Raw genomic sequence first — 17,762 nt, 5'->3', positions numbered from 1 at the left:
GAGTTGAGCTGCGTCTTTTTTAGTGCGGTCTGGAAGTCCCTGTGCCTATGTCAGAAGTAAATGTCCGTCTGTATTCATTTGGTGACATGTGCTTAAATCGCTTGAAGACCTTAATAAAGTAGCTAGTGTGTTCGAAGCCAAAGTGTCTGGAGATATCATCGATACGTTGATTTGAAACAATCAATGATTTACAGGCTTCTTCTACTTTCTTCTGATGAACATATTCAATGAAGGTCAGGTTAGTTTCCTTTTTAAACAATCTACTGAAATAACTAGGATTCAGGTAAAGTGCATTAGCGACCGTCTCCATTTGAATCTTCTCGTGAATATGATCCTCTACATATAATTTAGCTTCCAGGATTTCTCCCTTTATTAAAGAATGAGAAAGAGTCATTTGCTGCATTACATCCATCAGTCTTCTAAGCATCGCATCCTGTAGTTCATGAAGGTACTCACATCGGTCAATGAGTAAAGATAGCTCACCTAATGAGCGAAAGCCGATACCTGAGGCTTGTTCAGCTTTATGTTCAATGCGTTCTAGTGTATAGAAGGCCCAAGTTTTGACGGTCCTTGAATCATAGTGCTTCTCACTAATAAGCGAGAACCACTGAGAGATCTCTTTGAATAGTTCATTCTTTTTAGAGTGCATTAACAAACGAACAACGTATGCGAGATCAGGTGTAATTTCCTCATAAATATCAGCCTTTGCATGAGCAAGAGGGTGGTGGGGAAGATCCAATGTTTGATAAAAAATTTGATTCTCTGTTTGCAATGAATTCTGTATGTGTTTTGGTTCTTGATGTTTCTTCCAGCGTGATTTTAACGTTATAATAGCCGCTTCAAATTCCTTGGGTTCGAGGGTATCTTTAAGCAGATAATCACAGACAACTAAACGAACCGCTTGTTGCGCATAGGAAAAATCATCGTGACAAGAAATAATGAGAGCTTCCATGTTTTCGTTTAATTGCTTCAGTCGTTCTATTAGATCAAGTCCATTTAGCTTAGGCATATCAATATCTGTAACTAATAAGTCTGGAGGATCCGACAATGCCAGGGATAGAGCTTCTTCACCATCTCCTGCCGTGCCAATTACATGCAGCCCAAGAGAAGACCAATCAATCGCCTGTTCCATAAAATGAAGCATTTGAAAGTTATCATCAACGAGCATGACTTTCATTAACAGCTTCCTCCTTCACTAGGAAATTTGAGAGTGAATAAAGTACCTCGAGCTTCCTTACTAGTAACCGTTATTGAAAATAATGGACCATACTTTGTTAGTAGACGTTTGTATACATTCAAAAGACCGACACCATCTAAGGAGGAATTGGTTGGATGTAGCTCCTTGCTTTCAAAAATAGACTGATAGGCAGTTTGTGTCTCTGCGTTCATTCCTACACCGTTATCCTCTACAATAATACAAAGTACATTTTTCTCTACACTGGAACGAACAGTTATTGTCCCTTGCTTTGTGCCGAACCCATGCTTACAGGCATTTTCAAATAATGGCTGCAGTAAGAACCTAGGAACCTGCTGTTGAAGTGATAGATCATCTGTATCCTTGACCAAGAGTATAGGATATTGTCTCATGGCATTCATTAATTCCAAATAGTATTCGGTATGCGCGAGCTCTTCTTCTAATGTAAGTTGTTCTTGTGTTCGGTAAAGGTCTCTCATGTATTTACTTAAAGACAAAAGCAGTCTTGACGAAGAATGATCGCCATTTTGAATCATTCTGATGCGAATGGTATTTAAAATATTAAACAGGAAATGAGGTTTAATTTCTGCTTGTAAGGCATCCATCTCGGCTTTTCGTTTCATTTTCTGTTCAGATTGGATCCGATACACCATGTCCTCAATTTGGTCTAACATAGAATCAAAAGAGCTTCCTAAATACCCCAGCTCATCAGACCCTCGAACGTTGGATCGAACCGAAAGCTCACCAGCTTCAATTCGCTTAGCTGTGGCAGTAAGTGTATGAATAGGTTTTGCAAAACGATTGATGAGATAGATGCAGACAAAAATTAAAACAGAAAAAGCAATCATTTGTACAAATAAAGCACTAGTAAAAGCCTGCCAAATTCCATCACGAGCTTCACTATAAGGAGTATAGCGAACGAGACGTAAATTGCTTTGAGGAAGCTCCTTTGCTACAGCAACATAGTCTCCATCTGTGCCGTCCTCATTTAACTCAAGCATAAAAGGCTGTCCAACGAGAGATGAATCTTGATGATAGAGGATGATATTTGAATCATTAATAATGGTAAACGTGTGACTAGCATTCTCGGGTGATAGCAATTTATGGACGGTGGAGGTTTCAATCCCTCCGAATAAGTAGCCAGTGGTTGTTCCAGAATAGCTTGTGATTTTGCGGCCAATAACAAACAGGTAATCGGATGATGAATATCCTAGTTCCAAATCACTTATGCTGAACCATTTCGTTTGATAGGGGGAAAGCTCATCCAATTCAGTTGCCCACTGATTAATGGTTTCATCAGAATATTGATTTCTAAAACCTGCTTGAGAAAGGAACCACTGTTCTTCACTTAATAAGGCTAAATGAATATCGTTATAACGAGTGATATGCTCTAAGCGCTCATTTATCACTAAATAATCCAAGGGCTCAAAACCATTTGATAAGCTAGCATTTAATCTTTGTGGAATTTGTTCATCAAATTGCACGCTATTCATCGTCTGTATCAAACCGTCGATCTGAGATGAGACATAGGAATGAGAAAGTTCAAGTGCATTTTGCTCACTAATAACAGTCTGTACTTTTAAAGCGTCGAGACTTTTTAATAATGTATACGTACCACCCAAAGTTAAAGGAAGAATAATGATAATAAACAACAGAAGCAGCATTTTTGTCCTAAATGATCGTGGAGTTTTCCATAGTTGAGCTGCCTTTATTATCATGTCCTCACATCCTTTATTAAAAAGGGAGGTGTCAGGCACCTCCCTTGATCCTACTAATTAGCATTATTGTCGATTACTTGTTGTACACTTTCTTCAGCTCTCTCGATGGTTGTTTCCAAGTCTTGTTCTTCTAACAAGAACCGATCTGTCTCATTCATGTATGCGGTTACAACTTCCCCAATATAAGGAACCGGGATATTCATGTCAGCTGGCTCACTCGCCTCCAATGTAGCTTGTAGTGAGTCGCGATTAACCATCTCGATATTTGGCGTATTATCTAAGAGGTTGTCAAGTACAGTATCGATGTCAGCATTTTTGTAATCGGGATAGTACATACCTTGATCGAGAATACCTTCAGTAGTGTACCAGCGTATAAAGTCAAACGCCTCTTGCTTATGATCAGAACCAGAATAAACGGTAAGGAAATCAAGCCCAGCAGGAGTCGTGATAGGGTCGTTGTCATTAGCCTTAGGATAAGGGGCGAAGGCGGTCCTAAATGTAGAAGGCTCTTCTGGACGGCCACCAGCCTCATTAATCATCCAGCTCCCGGTCATAATCATCGCAGCACTTTCAGAAAAGAACTGTGGACGATAATTTAGATCAAGAGAGATGGTATCAGCGTGAGGTGTAGCAGACCCTTCATCTATTCCCCTTTGACGTATCTCTAAAGACTGGCGAATAATATCACTATTTATATTGGACGTGACACCATCATCTTGAACCAGATTGCTTTGCTCCGATTGATTCATGGCAGCCAATTTCACATAATCAACCCACGTATGAAAAAAGGTTCCGTATCGCTTAGAAGATCCTTCACCTTCTGTTAAAGCCTCGGCATAATCCATATAGTCATCCCAAGTCCAATCTACTGGAATATCAAGTCCGGCTTCATCTAAAGCGTCCTCATTTAGCATGACAAATGATTGATTATACTTCCCAGGAAGGGCATAGTATTGATTATCTACACTGGTGTCATTTTGATAATCATCCTCGTATTGAATTCCTGCCTCATCTAGGTAATCATTTAATGGCTCAAACATGCCTTGGCTAATTCGTTGCGAGTAGTTAGCAGCATCGTTGACCATGATAACATCAAGCTGATCACCAGAAGCTGCGGCCAAATCAATTTGTTGTAAGGTTTCATTTGCATCATTATTTTCAGGGGTAACGGATTCAATTTTGATGCCTGTTTCTTCTTCATAGGCAGCAAAGACTTCGTCCCAATTGTCTTGTTCTTCATTATACCAGTGATGGACACGAATGGTAGTTTGATCTGAATCTCCATCCCCTGAGCCTTCATTTGAACACCCAGTAACCAAAACAATAGCAGATAAACTGACACCGACGAACCATTTATTCGATAAGTTCATTTTTAGTTCCTCCCAAATCTTTTTTGTTATAACGTGTTATCCCTTTACCCCTCCGGAAGCAATCCCTTCAAGAACGTATTTCTGCCCAATAAAGAAAATAATCAGAAGGGGAATGATGGCAGAAACAGTGCCGGCCATAATGAGGCTATATAACTCACCACTCATCGTTGAAAACCGAGCAATTCCTAGTTGAATGGTTGCTAAAGAATCTGATCTTAGAAAGATGAGTGGCCCTTGATAATCATTCCATGTCCATATGAATCGAAGGATTGAATACGTTGCAATAGCTGGCATAATTAAAGGAACGGCAATTTTATAGAAAATCGTAAAATGATTAGCACCGTCAATTTTTGCAGATGCAATCATATCATCATGAATGCCTACAAAAAACTGACGAAGCATGAATGTGCCGAGCACGCTAAAACTATTAAGTAAAATCAATCCCAAATGGGTGTCAAATAAGTCAAGATACATAAAGAGCATAAATTGTGGTACTAGTATAGCTTGAGCAGGAATCATAAATGTTGAAAGCACAATCAAAAATGCAATGGTACGCCCTTTAAAGTTAATCTTTGAAAACCCATACGCCGCTAATGCAGAAACAACTGTTGAAATAATGGTAGTCGTTACCGTGACCTTTATAGAGTTCCAATAATAAAGCGGGAAGCTCCCTCCCCAAACGGATGCATAATTATCCCACCTCCAATCACTAGGAATCCATTTAATCGGATAAGCAAATACTTCATTTTCCAGCTTCAACGAGGCGGAAATCATCCAAAGAAACGGGAGAAGGAAGAGGATGCCACCAGCAACCATAAATATTGTGATAACCACTTTTGAAAGTTTCATGTTGATGACTCCCTTCTAGTAATTCACCCATTTTTTTTGAATGATCCATTGAACACCGGTAATGATGAACAAGATTAATAACAGAATCATAGAAATAGCCGAAGCATAACCTGAGCGTAGATTCTCAAATGCTTGTTCATATAAGTAGTACACGATAACAGAGGTGGAATAGCCTGGGCCTCCACTTGTTAGAACAACAATTAACTCAAAGGATTTAAAGCTATAGATAATTCCTGTGATGAGTAAAAAGAAGGTTGTAGGTGACAATGTTGGTAGAGTGATATTTTTAAATTTTTGAAGAAAATTAGCTCCATCTACCTCGGCAGCTTCATACAACTCCAATGGTATATTTTGCAAAGCGGCCATGTAGATAATGAGGTTAAATCCTATGGACGTCCAAATTGTAATTAAGATAACTGAAATGAGCGCCCAACTGGAATCAGCTAACCAACGAGGTGGATTTTCAATACCGATAGAAATAAGAAACTCATTTATTGGACCAAACGATGGATGGAACAATAACTGAAAAACAATCGCAATCGCAACGGTAGACGAAATGTATGGCATGAAATAAACAACCTTAAAGAAGCCTTTAAAATACACATACTTGTTAATAATAATTGCTAGCCACAAAGCAAGAATCATCGTTAATGGCACAGCGGCAATCAACCACACGTTATTTCGAACGGACTGAATGAATAATTGATCATTTAACAAGCGTTGATAATTCTCCAGGCCCACAAAAGCCATATCATCGATTCCTCTTATAAAGACCCAATCTGTAAAGCTCACAAATAAAGCAGCAAAAATTGGGATGATGACAAGGATCGTGGTCCCTATCGTCATGGGTGCGATAAATAAATAGCCAGCCAGCGTTTCTTTTGTACTAGCTTTTATTAAGGGGCGAGCTCTTGAGGTCTTGGTGGGCCTCGTTTTCGTTAAAGGATCCAACCGGTTCACATCCTCTCTTTCATAGCGACTAATTAGTACATCTCTAGCATACGTCGCAATGAATACGCTTACATCAGAGGATTTTGAGTTATTGATAGCACATATTTGACTTTACGAGGGTGCGTCCACCTGAAAATCAATGCAAAAATCCTTACTACCGTGTACAGCTTCATAGGTGAAATCAATCAGGACAACCGTTTGAGTGCTTCCATCATGAGTTTGAAATGCGGTGTGGTGTAATGTAAGGTTCCAATCATTCTGATCAAATAGTAACGAGATCTTCAAACCTAAACGTGATAACTGCAGGCGTCCTGGAGATTGGTCAACAACATCGGCAAGGCTGACATATCGTTCTTTGATCTGGGAAGGAGATGTAAGGATAAATGAATCTTTTAGTCGGACGAACCCATTCTCAGTATCAAGATCCCAGCTTCTCAAAAAAGATGATAATGACGGCACTGAATAAGCACAAGTCAATTCCATGGATAGGAGGTTTGGAGTAAGCTCCATCTCTTTGGATACAAATGTGCTACCAGATGCTTGGACGGCCCCGCCAATTTGTGGGACGGAGTGCCCTTGAGATCCGTTTGTTAGAAATTGATAACGAGAAGGACTGAAATAATCCTTGTTGTAATGCCCCGCACCCAAATCTGAAAGAAGAGACACGCCATTTACATAAATCATAAAATGCCCTAAATCATTATGGTTATGAGGTTCATCATTATGTCCACCTTTTGCAGCAAAGCCTATTTTCTGTTGGCGATAGGTCGACGTTTTTACAAAGACTTGTGCTTCAGGAAAAAAGCTCTCATGCGTTGGCCAATCTGTACCTTCTTTTGTTTCATCGAACCATAGGAGGTCGCGTATGGCTGGTGCAAATCGATAACACGGATCAGACCCATATGGTGCACATATGGAAGAGTGGGGCAGGTGAACAGTTTTATATGTATGATGCAAATAATGACTCAGTCCAAGCATAGGAGAGGCTTGTTCTAATGCGTCGGAGAAGTTGGCGACTGTATGTGAATCTATAAATACTTTTTCCTGAAAGGTAGCGGCTTTTTTTACTTTATCATGCGCAAATAAATTGACCTCTCCAGCTGTTTTCTTATATAGCAAATCAGCAAAATACACATAGTAGCCAAACCCATATTGCCAATAGTGATAACCCTCCATACATACACCCTCACTTGTCAGTCCACGTACAAAGTATTTAACGCTATGAATGCATTTTTGTAGAATCGTCTGCAAGTGCTTGTCGTCTTCTATAAGATAGATTGCGCTAGCCCCAATGGAACCGGAGCACACAGATGACCAATTATGCTCGGATTGTTCCCAGTGGTGCTGACGCTCTAGAAACGGCTTAAAAATTCTTCTATTAACCTCATAACGGATGCGTTTGATGATGAAATCCGGAAGGCGAGTCTCATGCATAATGAGAATTTCGGCTAGAGAAAAAGCCGTCTCAGCTGAAAATAAATCAATCTGTTCGTAGGCTTGGTCGTTCTTTTCTGATAGGGTAAAGGCAGAGTCACGATTTATATGTGCAGGTAAACACCATGTCCATTCTTCACAGATGCTCCATAGAATATCTTTTAGATGCGTTTGATATTCTTTTTGTTTAGGGTTCAAATATAAGAGAATAGCAAATGTATTTAAACGTTTACGGCGATTAAAATAAATCTGCTGATAGGGCTCGCGGTCTCCGTGTGAATCATAGGCTTCATAAGATGTGTACGTAAGTGTAGGAATGGAATCCTGCATCAACTTTGCAGCTTCCTCTGTTAGGTCACTGACCCACTTTTGTAAAAAGCTTGAGTAGGCAATTTTTTCATTTGCCCGTTTGGTTGTCATGGTGTTCCCGTGAATATCGGTAAATAAAGACATAAACATCTCCTCCTGCTTCTATCATAATAACCATGCTAGATATGTGAATCGTTAAATGGTTTCAGCAAAATATAAACTATTCACCGGTAAAAAATGTTGTACTTTTATGAATTGAAAGGGCTTACAATCTTTATTATAACAACTGTCAGGAAGGTGAAAACATGAGTCAGCAACATTCCTCTTCGCAAATAAGATCAGAGACAAAGGTTGAGCTTGAAAACATGTTAATGAAAATTCTCGATCCTGCTATATCAAGATTTAAGCCTGATGAAGCTGGAATTCATTTAGGTGATACGGGGGCTGCCTTTGATACGAAGACGACAGACATGGAGGGTTTCTCTAGGCTGATGTGGGGAGTCACTCCGTTTATGACTGGTGGTGGCAAGACAGAGGCCATTCAGTCGTTAATTGTAGGAATCAAAAATGGGACCAACCCCGAACATCCAGCGTACTGGGGCGAACTTAAAGATTATGACCAAATGCTTGTGGAGATGTCTGTATATGGCTATGCATTGTGTTTAATTCCAGATCAATTCTGGGGAGGGCTTAACAAGGAAGAAAAAGATAGATTGGTAACGTGGCTTTCGCAAAGCAGCGAGTATAAGTGTCATGACTGTAATTGGCTCTTTTTCCCCGTACTTGTTCAGTTAGGCTTAAAGAATGTAGGAGCAGCCTATTGTCAGTCGACTATTGAACAATCGCTAACACGAATAGAAGACTTTTATTTAGGTAACGGCTGGTACGCTGATGGAGACGATGCCCACCGAGATTACTATGTCTCTTTTGCGATTCATTATTACAGTTTGTTTTATGCGGTCATGATGGAGAAGGAAGATCCAAAACGAGCCACTCTTTATAAGGAACGAGCAGCCTTATTTGCTCAAGATTATATATATTGGTTTGCTGATGGCGGAGAAGCTGTTCCGTTTGGTAGAAGTATGACCTATCGCTTTGCTCAAGCCGGCTTTTGGAGCGCCGTTGTTTATGCTGAAGTGGATGTATCACCTTATTCACTTGGAGAGATAAAAGGTATGCTCATGAGACATCTGCGCAAATGGATGCAACAGCCCATCTTTTCACCAGAAGGGATACTTACTATTGGCTACGCGTATCCAAACTTGTGTATGGCGGAAAATTATAATTCACCCGGCTCACCTTATTGGGCATTAAAGACCTTTTTAATTCTGGCTTTACCTGATGAGCACTTATTTTGGAGTGTTGAAGAAAAGCCTATGCCCGAACTGGAAAAGGTCTCTGTTCAAAAAGAAGCAAATAAAGTATTGGTGCGTGACCAGAACCACGCGACTATTTTTAATGCAGGACACACAGAAACGAATGCACATACACACACATCCGCCAAATACGAAAAATTCGTCTATTCCAGCCATTTTGGCTTCAGCGTACCTCGTGCTGAATGGGGGCTGGAACAGGGGGCGTTTGATTCCATGCTAGCCTTAAGTGAACAGGATAATATCTATCGAGTAAAACGAACTTCTGCTCAATTAGATATAACAAATCAAACCATCTATATGAAATGGTACCCCTGGAATGATGTGGAAATTGAGACTTGGCTCATTGCTGGCTTACCTGCACATCTTCGGGTTCATCGTATTAACAATGCTAGACCTCTAACAGCCGCAGAGGGGGGATTTGCTGTAGGACTTATGACTGGGCAGCATTCAGTGGAAGAGGGGGGACTTGCGAGCTACAAAACAGGCGCAGGAAGTAGCGCCATAAAAAATATAGTAGGTCATGGAGAAGCCACGCTAATCATGCCAAACGCTAACACCAATCTAATGAAAACTAGGACCTGCATCCCCACATTAAAAACAGAGTTACATCCAGGAAAACACCTCTTAGCAGCGATTGTGTACGGCTCTCCTACAGAGACAATGCAGGAAGGTTGGGAAACATCCTTTATTGCCAAACATCAGGAAGGACGAGTGACTTTTTATAAAAAAGGTGAGACAGTTCCATTGCTGCAGTTGGAAATGGAGGATAGGAGTGAGTCAAATTAGAAAGAAACGGACGATTGTCCGTTTCTTATTTTTGTGGTGAGCTCGAAATGGGGAGGATATGCCGTTGTTCTTGGTGAAACGCTGTTGCTCTTGGTAATAAGCTCATACATCTTGGTATCGTACAGGTGGTCTTGGTAAAAAGAGCAGGTTTCTTGCTGAGACAGCCAAACTTCTTGGTAAAGCCTCTCCGTTCTTGGTAAAGAGCACAAACCTCTTGCTGAGATAGCTAAACTTCTTGGTAAAGCCTCCTTGCACTTGGTAAAGAGCTTAAACCTCTTGCTGAAGCACCTAAACCTCTTGATAAACCACCAAAACACCTTACCGACAGACCCTATCTTGAGTAGATTCCACTTAACATGCAGATGATCCTCTCCTTTCTCCTATCCTAACTCTGAAACTGCACAAATTCCGGATTGGCTGTAATATACAGACCACTTCGTAGCTGGTACATGCGGGAGCCATTGACGGTTAGCTCTCGTACGACCGTAAAAACCTCGTCACGTGAAACTGTTTCATAGCGAGCATCCCAATCGGCACGATTGTATACCCACAAAGCAGTCGCAAGGACGCGCACCGTGCCAATCGACTCATTTGTTGAGCTGCCAACGTCAGCGATAAACCCTTCCCAATCAGCTAACAAATTGGCAGGGCAGTTTTTTCCCGTCCAGTGCTGATGTGTCACAACATGTGAGAGGGAAATATCATGTTGCTGCATAAGAAGTTGAACGAGTTTAATCGCATTCGCTCGGGCAGCAATGAAGTTCCCATCCTGATTCACACAAATCTCAATTCCTATTGATTGATGGTTGCCAGTGGATCCGGCATGCCAACCTACTTCATCTGTAGGTAGATGCTGATAAGTCTCTGAATCATCAACGGTATAATGCCATGAGACTTGACGATTCTGTGCATCGTCACCCTTTACGTAACGAGCATGCATTTCTGCATTTGCTCCTACATTTGTGTTTGCAGTCTCGTGAATGGTTACATACCCTACTGTAAGGCTTGTCCCAGGACGGTTTGTATTGGTACTTGTAATAAAATCTTGGATAATATTCATATTATTCTTCCTCCTCCTGTTGATTGGAAAGTTCTTGTGTTAATTCCTCGATGGCAGAGGTTTGATCCGCAATCTTTTTTTCGAAACGAAGCAATAGATACACAGCGACAGCACTTGGAAATCCTACATTTGCGAGTAGCATGGTCCATTCTGGTGTTACGCCCATCTTCTCACTCCTTTTTTGAAAGCTACTAACTAAAGAGAACGAGATCCATGAAAAATAAACTTTTTTCCCAAAATAATAAGCACATATGTTCGTATTTTCTGTGTATAATAGGGAACATAAGTTCTTACTATTTTTTATGGACGTTGTTTTAAGAGGCGTGTTCATCTCTTTAAAAGAGAAAGGAGGAATGGAAGATGAAGCATCCAGTTCAATATTCATATAAGAACTTATCTGAATACCAAGAATTTGTACACATGCACTCTGAAGTTCTAGAACACCCTGTCTTAAAAGCTTTTTTGGAAGAGAGTAGTCACGGAGAACAGCTAGCCAAAAGTATCTCAAATCCAACTCAAGAGAATATAGATCAAGTCAATGAGAGCTTCCGTACTTTTTATTTGGAGCTTCGTTTAGTGAAGTATCTATCACAACTCATTCACTTTTACTCGATTGATGTAAATAAACGATACAGGCGACACTTTGCGAGGCACTCCTATATAATGGATCAACCTCTTTCAACCGATCATTCGCTTCATTTACATGATGTGCTCGCGTCCAAAGAGCCAAGCACTGAACAGCTGGTGCTTGATACAAGTGAAGATCTTGAGGAACTGATAGAGAATCCACAGCTTTATCGTCAGTTTCTCTCTTTGTCGGACAAGCAGAAAAAGGTCCTGAACCTCAAATATGTTTATGGGTTAAGCCATAAAGAAATTGCCGCTAAGGTAGGAAGTACTCCACAGAATATCTCGCAGGTTGCAGCAAGAGCACTTAAAAAGCTAAAAGAAGCTATACAGCAGGAGGGGAACCGTGATTAAAGAGAAAAAAAGTGAGAGACAAGAGGCATTAATTAAAAAGATGGAGCCAAAGATAAAAAAGAGTGTTCAAAGTATACCTTGGCAATATCGTGAGGACGTAGAGCAGGAAATTAAAATGAAGGTCATGGAATCCATTGATAATGTAAAAACGGTCGACGTGCCTGGTTTTTTTGAATACACTCAAAAAGAAAAAAGACGAAAAGCAGGAAAACAACGAGACAAATCGAATGTATCAAGATCAACGAATAGAGAGAAGGGTTAACATGAGCGTACATGCCAAACAAATTTTTGTGAACCTACCGATCAAAAGTTTAAAGCAATCTAAGCAATTTTTCTCAGAGCTTGGATTTACCTTTAATGAGCATTTTGAAAATGAGAACACCACATGCATGATCGTTAATGAATCGATCTATGTCATGCTGCTGGAAGAGGATCGTTTTCAGTCGTTCACAAATAAAGAAATCCCAAACCTAGCAACAAGTGCTGGCTCCATTCTTGCGTTTTCATTAGGTAGTAGGGCAGAGGTAGATGAGGTGGTCAACCGAGCACTTTCCGCTGGAGCGAGCAAATACAACGATCCACAGGATCACGGTTTTATGTATGGCTGGAGTTTTGCAGATCTGGATGGGCACTTATGGGAATTCTTTTACATGGATGAAGAGGCGGCTGCACAAGCAGCACAACAGCAACAATAATAGCCATCAGGGAGAAACGGACATTTGTCCGTTTCTTTTCTTTATTTACACAATGATAAGGGCTTACTTGGCAACGACTTTTTTGGTCATATTATGTTTTCTTATTGGCAACCTTTAAGCATTCATTCACGAACTTGTCGATTCTCCGCCATCGACATGCAGAACTTGACCTGTGACAAGGCGACCATCATCTGAGGCGAGATATACATAGGTTGGAGCAAGCTCAAATGGCTGACCTGAGCGATTGAACAAATTATCTCCGTGTAAGGCGTTTGCATCTGAAGAGAAGCTCGCTGGAATAAGAGGTGTCCATATCCTGCCTGGTGCAACAGCGTTCACACGTATTCGTTTATCAGCAAGGCTTCTAGCCAGAGCACGAGTCCAGCTGACAATTGCCCCTTTTGTAGCGGTGTAATCAATAAGTAACGGTTCTCCTTGATAGGCAACCACTGAGGTTGTGCCAATGATAGAATCCCCAGCTTCTAAATAGGGCAGGGCGGCTCTGCTCGTATAAAAATGAGAATAGATATTCACTTTGAAGGTTTCATCAAATTGTTCATCTGTTATATCCGTTAATTCATTCTGTTGGAATTGAATGCCTACATTATTCACAAGAATATTTAAATCGCCAAATGTATCCACCGTATCTTGGACAATCTTCTCACTTTGTCTTTTTCTGCTAAGGTCACCAGGTAAAAGCAGACACTGTTGCCCGAGCTCTTCTACACGTTTTTTGGTTCTCTCAGCATCCTCATGTTCATCTAAATAAGCAATCGCTACATTGGCACCTTCCTTAGCAAAGGCAATGGCCACAGCTGCACCTATTCCACTGTCCCCACCAGTAATTAGAGCGACTTTACCTTCTAGTTTTCCGCTTCCTTTGTAGTGAGGGTTTTCAATGATTGGTTTTGGAACCATAAGATCCTCGTAACCCGGTTGCCGTAGCTGTCTTTGCTCTGGTTGATTTAATGGCACCTCTTCATATCGAGTAATTTTTCCGTAAGTTGGATAGACAGGGTAAGGGTCCTCTATTTTATTTTCTTCGAACCATTGCTGATAGGCTCGTATCTGTTGAAGCTCTTCCTCAGAGATCGAATCACGTGCTCGCTTATTTTCATTTGCCATCCGTACCGCCTCCTTCACCCACTACATTATGAATAGGCGTTTGTCTATGTGATAAGAAGACAGGCGCAGATGTTTATGTAATTACGTAAGGTAGGAGAGGAGGTGACGTCTGTGCAAATTGAATTCTTTCCCGAGGTGACGAGGTTACTTGAGAATGAGCCAGAGAAAGTAACCATGCAATACATGCGTAATAGCTGGTCTATGCCCACTATTACTGTAAGACCTCCTTACTATAAAGATCCACGTATTGAGCCTTATTATCCTAAAGTGTAGAAAACATCGGAAAAGTCCTTATGAGTGTGTAAATACTGATTTCAATACCTATCAAAACAGCGGACGAAAATGGAGGAGGCCACTGAACTGAATGGCGCCGCTACAGGAGAACCCTACGCTTTCCGCTGGAACGGCCTCAGCCCTCGAAGTGGAAAACCACCACTTCGATGTCTTCAGACTCGTTCTGTTCCGCAGGAGTCTACGGGTTCTCCTTCCGCTAACGTTGTGACTTAATTAATGAAATTTCTCAGTCTTATAATGATCGTTTTTCAGTGACATCGATAATAAGGTTCAATGACACCAATCGACGTAGCAGGGTTAGCTCATTACCTTGCCTCGGGTAAGTAGCCCCATTTTCGGGAGCGGCAGCAAATAAACATAACATTTTACGTCCTACATCAATGTCATTTACACATAAGCATCGACTCTATCGCAACAGCAAAATCGACAGAAGCACAAGCCCTCTGTCGATTTCCACCTACTCATCAATAGGAACATCATCTGCTTCCACAATTTCGTAATTCTCTGTATACCGTCCTTTTGCTAGCACTCTTACATAGGTTCCCTCCTCTAGGATGGCGCTGGTCGTGAATGATACGGTTTTACTTTCACCACTTTCGTTCATTCCAGTTAACGTATATCGAAATCGTCTATCCTCTTCTTTAGGTGTTTCGTCTAATTGTACATAGACATACTCTTTTTCAACGAGAGGATTAAAACGATCCATCTCTTCTCTGAAGATAAGATAGAGGCTAGCTAATAAGATCAAAACCACAGTGGTAGATATTAATATTTTTTTCATTGTCTATCCTCCTTATGTTATAACGAGCTTTTTACAATTTGTCTGTAATAGTTAATCGTTAGTACAGCGAAAACTAGATAAATAAAAACGTAGACTGTCATTGCAATAAGTATTGGTGTGACGATGCTAGAAACAACAAGAACGGATCCAACATTAATAGCAAAGATGGCATGCAGTAAACCAATAAGAAGTGGAATGAGAAAAACAAAGGCTTGTTTTCGAATAATTCCTTTCATAATGTCATGCACCTGAAACCCTAGCTGTCGTAATGTTTTGTACTGATTTTTCTCTTGCTCTGCTTCTGTCATTTGTTTGAAATACAGAATACTTCCTGTTGAGACAAGGAAGACAAAACCTAAAAATCCAGATACAAAAATGATTAAACCAAATGATTGAAGTGATTCCTGGTAAAGGGAATGATAGTCTATTAGAAAGAGATCTCCCTCAAAACTAGACATGAATAATGGAGAGGCTTCTTCTCGATCTTCGGTTTGATCTAATAAAAATGTGTGAAGCACTACCTGTTCGACATCGTCATCCTGTTGCATAATTTCGAATGCTTCCTCAAAGGTTTGTTCAGAGACGACTAGCTGTTGACCGTAAAAGTTATAATTCATTGCATTTTCAATGACTAACTCTGTTATTGTTAAGGAAAAGGTATCCTCATAAAGAACTTCTTTAGGTAAAGAGCCGTCAGCCCCTTCAATTAATGTTCTTAAATGATAATAAACAGCCTCGCCGTCCTTTGGAATAGGTACTTCTAGGCCTGCTTGCTGAAGTTGTTCAGCGGGCAAAAGCATCACATGTTGAGTACGGGGTTCTTGATGCGAATCTGCCTCTAAGAAATCAGCCTGAAACCTAAGCATGTTCACTTCATTGTGACTGAAATCTAGCTCCTCCTCATCCAAGGTTTCGACTAATGTCGCAGCCTCGTTTTCCATATCCTCTAATACAAAGTCAAAAGGCATAGAAAGAGTGGTGTCCGACTCAAGTGAATAATACAAGGAATACGAAAGAGAAATCATTGTAATCGTCATAGCAGACAATACTGTTATTAATGTTAATGAGTTTGCATGCTCCTTCATCCGATGCATAAGTGGAGCAACTGATAAGCTATGATAAAGTCCTAGATGGCCATCCTTCTTTTTTCGAAAGAGGTAAAGTACCCAGCTTATACTTGTTCTGAAAATGAGATACGTACCGAGTATGGTTAAGGCTAAAACCAATAACATCATGAAAAAAAGTGATTCTATATGATCTAAAATCGTTGTTGACACGTAATATCCTGATGCGACAAGGAGGAAGCCCATTACAGCTAAAAGACCGACAGTTAAGCTGGGTCGTTTAGTAAGGTCATCCTGCTTCTTTTCAGCGTGAAATAATTCAATCAATGTGCTTTTATAAATCTTCATCACAATTTGTATGGAAGAAACGATCGTTAACAAAACAAAGACCAGTAGCGTTTGAATAGTAGCTTGCCAGGATAGTGATAAGCCAACGATTTCTTCTATTCCGATTAGATTTAGAAGAATAAGAAGAAAAAAACGAGAAAGCATTGTTCCAAAAACCATGCCAATCAACAGCGCACCTATACTAAGTATGAGGTTCTCTAGAAGGAGAATACGTACAATCCAAAACTTTGAAAGACCAATGAGCTGATAGATTCCGAGTTCCTGACTCCTTCTTCTTAAAAAAATATTCGTGGCATAGATGGAGAATATAATAGTTAAAACGATGAGCAAGATTCCTGCCACTTGGAAGGCTGTAGAGAAATTCATGCTTGTATCCATAAGTTCCCCGATAGATGCGTCATGCTGTAAAGTAGAGAAGATATAATAGAGTCCAATACTAAAAATCATGGCGAAAAAGTATAAGTAGTACATTTTTAGATTCTTGCGCATACTGCGCAAGACCAAGCGGTTTGTTGTCATTCTTGAATGCCTCCTCCAAGAACAGCTTGCATATCAAGAATTTCTTTAAAGAAAGATTCCCTCTTTTTTTCTCCGCGATACAACTCAGAGAATATGCGTCCATCCTTTAGAAACACAACACGACTGCAATAACTAGAAGCGGCCGGATCATGGGTAACCATAACAATGGTGACCTGACGCTTGTGGTTAATGTCAGTTAAATTCTCAAGTAAGTTTGAGGCTGCTTTTGAATCAAGTGCACCGGTTGGTTCGTCCGCAAAAACAATAGATGGTGAATGAATAAGTGCACGTGCAGCAGACGTACGCTGCTTCTGGCCCCCAGAGATTTCAGAAGGATACTTATCAGCCAAATCTTTAATATCTAGAATTCCTGTAATCTCGTTATATTCTTCCTCGGCCTGGTGTTTACTTACGTTTGTTAAAGAGATGGGTAAAAGAATATTCTCTTTCACAGTGAGAGTATCGAGCAAATTATAATCTTGAAAGATAAAACCTAGATGGCTTCGTCGGACCTTCGATAGCTTGGCGTCCTTCATTTTGGATATCTCAAGATCATGAAGAAGGATGTTCCCCTCTGTTACCCGGTCAATGGTTGCTAACATATTTAGTAGCGTGGTTTTGCCTGAGCCTGAGGGACCCATAATCCCAACAAATTCTCCCTCCATCACTTTGAGGTCAATTCCTTTTAATACTTGTTGAGCACTTCCTTTAGATCCATATGATTTGCATACTCGTTCAGCGGTTAGCACCGTTTTTAATTGTGTTGAGTTAGTCATTTGTCACACCCCGTCTTTTCTTTGTAGATATAGTGTAAGCCTTATAGGTACCTAATGTCGTAGTTTTAACGTGATAATACGCCACGTAAAGGTGATATTTTTGTCACATTAGATTGAAAAAAAAGTCAGGA

General features: G+C 40.4%; 17 protein-coding genes. 5 read left to right on the top strand and 12 right to left on the bottom strand.

Going from position 1 to position 17,762, the window contains the following annotated elements:
• Positions 1–19: 19 nt before the first annotated feature.
• The 6 genes from FN960_RS05115 to FN960_RS05090 form a co-directional block, all read right to left on the bottom strand.
• The gene (locus tag FN960_RS05115; RefSeq protein WP_143847533.1) at positions 20–1,177 is read right to left on the bottom strand and encodes a helix-turn-helix domain-containing protein; all 1,158 of its coding nucleotides are present in this window, start codon (positions 1,175–1,177) and stop codon (positions 20–22) included.
• Positions 1,177–2,913, bottom strand: coding sequence for a sensor histidine kinase (locus FN960_RS05110; protein WP_143847531.1), 1,737 nt, complete (start codon positions 2,911–2,913; stop codon positions 1,177–1,179). The genes FN960_RS05115 and FN960_RS05110 overlap by 1 nt, the downstream gene beginning before the upstream one ends.
• A 53-nt stretch (positions 2,914–2,966) precedes the next feature.
• Positions 2,967–4,283 (bottom strand): ABC transporter substrate-binding protein, encoded by a 1,317-nt coding sequence (locus FN960_RS05105; protein ID WP_143847530.1) that lies wholly within the window; start codon positions 4,281–4,283, stop codon positions 2,967–2,969.
• A gap of 36 nt (positions 4,284–4,319) precedes the next feature.
• A complete protein-coding gene (locus FN960_RS05100) occupies positions 4,320–5,132 on the bottom strand; it encodes a carbohydrate ABC transporter permease (RefSeq protein WP_143847528.1) in 813 nt (270 codons plus the stop codon).
• 15 nt (positions 5,133–5,147) lie between these two features.
• Positions 5,148–6,092, bottom strand: a complete 945-nt coding sequence (locus FN960_RS05095) for a carbohydrate ABC transporter permease (protein ID WP_306461603.1) — start codon at positions 6,090–6,092, stop codon at positions 5,148–5,150.
• Positions 6,093–6,194: 102 nt separating this feature from the next.
• A complete protein-coding gene (locus FN960_RS05090) occupies positions 6,195–7,970 on the bottom strand; it encodes a heparinase II/III family protein (RefSeq protein ID WP_185970928.1) in 1,776 nt (591 codons plus the stop codon).
• Positions 7,971–8,131: 161 nt separating this feature from the next.
• Here FN960_RS05090 and FN960_RS05085 point away from each other — a divergent pair, with 161 nt between their 5' ends.
• Positions 8,132–9,988, top strand: a complete 1,857-nt coding sequence (locus FN960_RS05085; protein WP_143847525.1) for a DUF2264 domain-containing protein — start codon at positions 8,132–8,134, stop codon at positions 9,986–9,988.
• 385 nt (positions 9,989–10,373) lie between these two features.
• Here the strand turns inward: FN960_RS05085 and FN960_RS05080 are convergent, their stop codons facing one another.
• Positions 10,374–11,048, bottom strand: coding sequence for an N-acetylmuramoyl-L-alanine amidase (locus FN960_RS05080; protein ID WP_143847523.1), 675 nt, complete (start codon positions 11,046–11,048; stop codon positions 10,374–10,376).
• A 1-nt stretch (position 11,049) separates the two neighbouring features.
• Positions 11,050–11,214 carry a YvrJ family protein gene (locus FN960_RS05075; protein ID WP_143847521.1) on the bottom strand — a complete coding sequence of 55 codons (165 nt, stop codon included), beginning with the start codon at positions 11,212–11,214 and terminating at the stop codon, positions 11,050–11,052.
• A 194-nt stretch (positions 11,215–11,408) separates the two neighbouring features.
• Here FN960_RS05075 and FN960_RS05070 point away from each other — a divergent pair, with 194 nt between their 5' ends.
• From FN960_RS05070 to FN960_RS05060, 3 genes are read left to right on the top strand one after another with little or no spacing between them, the layout of a single operon-like run.
• Positions 11,409–12,029: a sigma-70 family RNA polymerase sigma factor gene (locus FN960_RS05070; protein WP_143847519.1), complete on the top strand. Its 621-nt coding sequence runs from the start codon at positions 11,409–11,411 to the stop codon at positions 12,027–12,029.
• Positions 12,022–12,291, top strand: coding sequence for a hypothetical protein (locus FN960_RS05065; RefSeq protein WP_143847517.1), 270 nt, complete (start codon positions 12,022–12,024; stop codon positions 12,289–12,291). The genes FN960_RS05070 and FN960_RS05065 overlap by 8 nt, the downstream gene beginning before the upstream one ends.
• Before the next feature lies 1 nt (position 12,292).
• On the top strand, positions 12,293–12,724 hold the full coding sequence (locus tag FN960_RS05060; protein WP_143847515.1) for a VOC family protein: 432 nt from the start codon (positions 12,293–12,295) through the stop codon (positions 12,722–12,724).
• Between the two features lie 126 nt (positions 12,725–12,850).
• Here FN960_RS05060 and FN960_RS05055 read toward each other — a convergent pair whose 3' ends face one another.
• Entirely contained in the window at positions 12,851–13,849 is a 999-nt protein-coding gene (locus FN960_RS05055) for an SDR family oxidoreductase (protein ID WP_143847514.1), read from the bottom strand.
• 111 nt (positions 13,850–13,960) lie between these two features.
• Between FN960_RS05055 and FN960_RS22740 the strand changes: the two genes are divergently transcribed.
• Entirely contained in the window at positions 13,961–14,122 is a 162-nt protein-coding gene (locus tag FN960_RS22740; protein ID WP_185970927.1) for a hypothetical protein, read from the top strand.
• Between the two features lie 478 nt (positions 14,123–14,600).
• Here the strand turns inward: FN960_RS22740 and FN960_RS05050 are convergent, their stop codons facing one another.
• From FN960_RS05050 to FN960_RS05040, 3 genes are read right to left on the bottom strand one after another with little or no spacing between them, the layout of a single operon-like run.
• Positions 14,601–14,924 carry a YxeA family protein gene (locus FN960_RS05050; RefSeq protein WP_143847512.1) on the bottom strand — a complete coding sequence of 108 codons (324 nt, stop codon included), beginning with the start codon at positions 14,922–14,924 and terminating at the stop codon, positions 14,601–14,603.
• Positions 14,925–14,941: 17 nt separating this feature from the next.
• On the bottom strand, positions 14,942–16,855 hold the full coding sequence (locus tag FN960_RS05045) for an ABC transporter permease (protein ID WP_143847510.1): 1,914 nt from the start codon (positions 16,853–16,855) through the stop codon (positions 14,942–14,944).
• On the bottom strand, positions 16,852–17,631 hold the full coding sequence (locus FN960_RS05040; protein WP_143847508.1) for an ABC transporter ATP-binding protein: 780 nt from the start codon (positions 17,629–17,631) through the stop codon (positions 16,852–16,854). The genes FN960_RS05045 and FN960_RS05040 overlap by 4 nt, the downstream gene beginning before the upstream one ends.
• Positions 17,632–17,762 lie beyond the last annotated feature (131 nt).

The organism is Alkalicoccobacillus porphyridii, from assembly GCF_007293315.1.
GTDB lineage: Bacteria > Bacillota > Bacilli > Bacillales > Bacillaceae_D > Alkalicoccobacillus > Alkalicoccobacillus porphyridii.
This window is presented reverse-complemented; position numbering and strand designations above follow the sequence as displayed.

What these genes read in the sequence shown, in the direction of transcription:
- FN960_RS05115 (WP_143847533.1), bottom strand. Translation starts at nt 1,177, where the DNA reads ATGAAAGTCATGCTCGTTGATGATAACTTTCAAATGCTTCATTTTATG.
- FN960_RS05110 (WP_143847531.1), bottom strand. Translation starts at nt 2,913, where the DNA reads ATGATAATAAAGGCAGCTCAACTATGGAAAACTCCACGATCATTTAGG.
- FN960_RS05105 (WP_143847530.1), bottom strand. Translation starts at nt 4,283, where the DNA reads ATGAACTTATCGAATAAATGGTTCGTCGGTGTCAGTTTATCTGCTATT.
- FN960_RS05100 (WP_143847528.1), bottom strand. Translation starts at nt 5,132, where the DNA reads ATGAAACTTTCAAAAGTGGTTATCACAATATTTATGGTTGCTGGTGGC.
- FN960_RS05090 (WP_185970928.1), bottom strand. Translation starts at nt 7,970, where the DNA reads ATGTCTTTATTTACCGATATTCACGGGAACACCATGACAACCAAACGG.
- FN960_RS05085 (WP_143847525.1), top strand. Translation starts at nt 8,132, where the DNA reads ATGAGTCAGCAACATTCCTCTTCGCAAATAAGATCAGAGACAAAGGTT.
- FN960_RS05080 (WP_143847523.1), bottom strand. Translation starts at nt 11,048, where the DNA reads ATGAATATTATCCAAGATTTTATTACAAGTACCAATACAAACCGTCCT.
- FN960_RS05075 (WP_143847521.1), bottom strand. Translation starts at nt 11,214, where the DNA reads ATGGGCGTAACACCAGAATGGACCATGCTACTCGCAAATGTAGGATTT.
- FN960_RS05070 (WP_143847519.1), top strand. Translation starts at nt 11,409, where the DNA reads ATGAAGCATCCAGTTCAATATTCATATAAGAACTTATCTGAATACCAA.
- FN960_RS05060 (WP_143847515.1), top strand. Translation starts at nt 12,293, where the DNA reads ATGAGCGTACATGCCAAACAAATTTTTGTGAACCTACCGATCAAAAGT.
- FN960_RS05055 (WP_143847514.1), bottom strand. Translation starts at nt 13,849, where the DNA reads ATGGCAAATGAAAATAAGCGAGCACGTGATTCGATCTCTGAGGAAGAG.
- FN960_RS05050 (WP_143847512.1), bottom strand. Translation starts at nt 14,924, where the DNA reads ATGAAAAAAATATTAATATCTACCACTGTGGTTTTGATCTTATTAGCT.
- FN960_RS05045 (WP_143847510.1), bottom strand. Translation starts at nt 16,855, where the DNA reads ATGACAACAAACCGCTTGGTCTTGCGCAGTATGCGCAAGAATCTAAAA.
- FN960_RS05040 (WP_143847508.1), bottom strand. Translation starts at nt 17,631, where the DNA reads ATGACTAACTCAACACAATTAAAAACGGTGCTAACCGCTGAACGAGTA.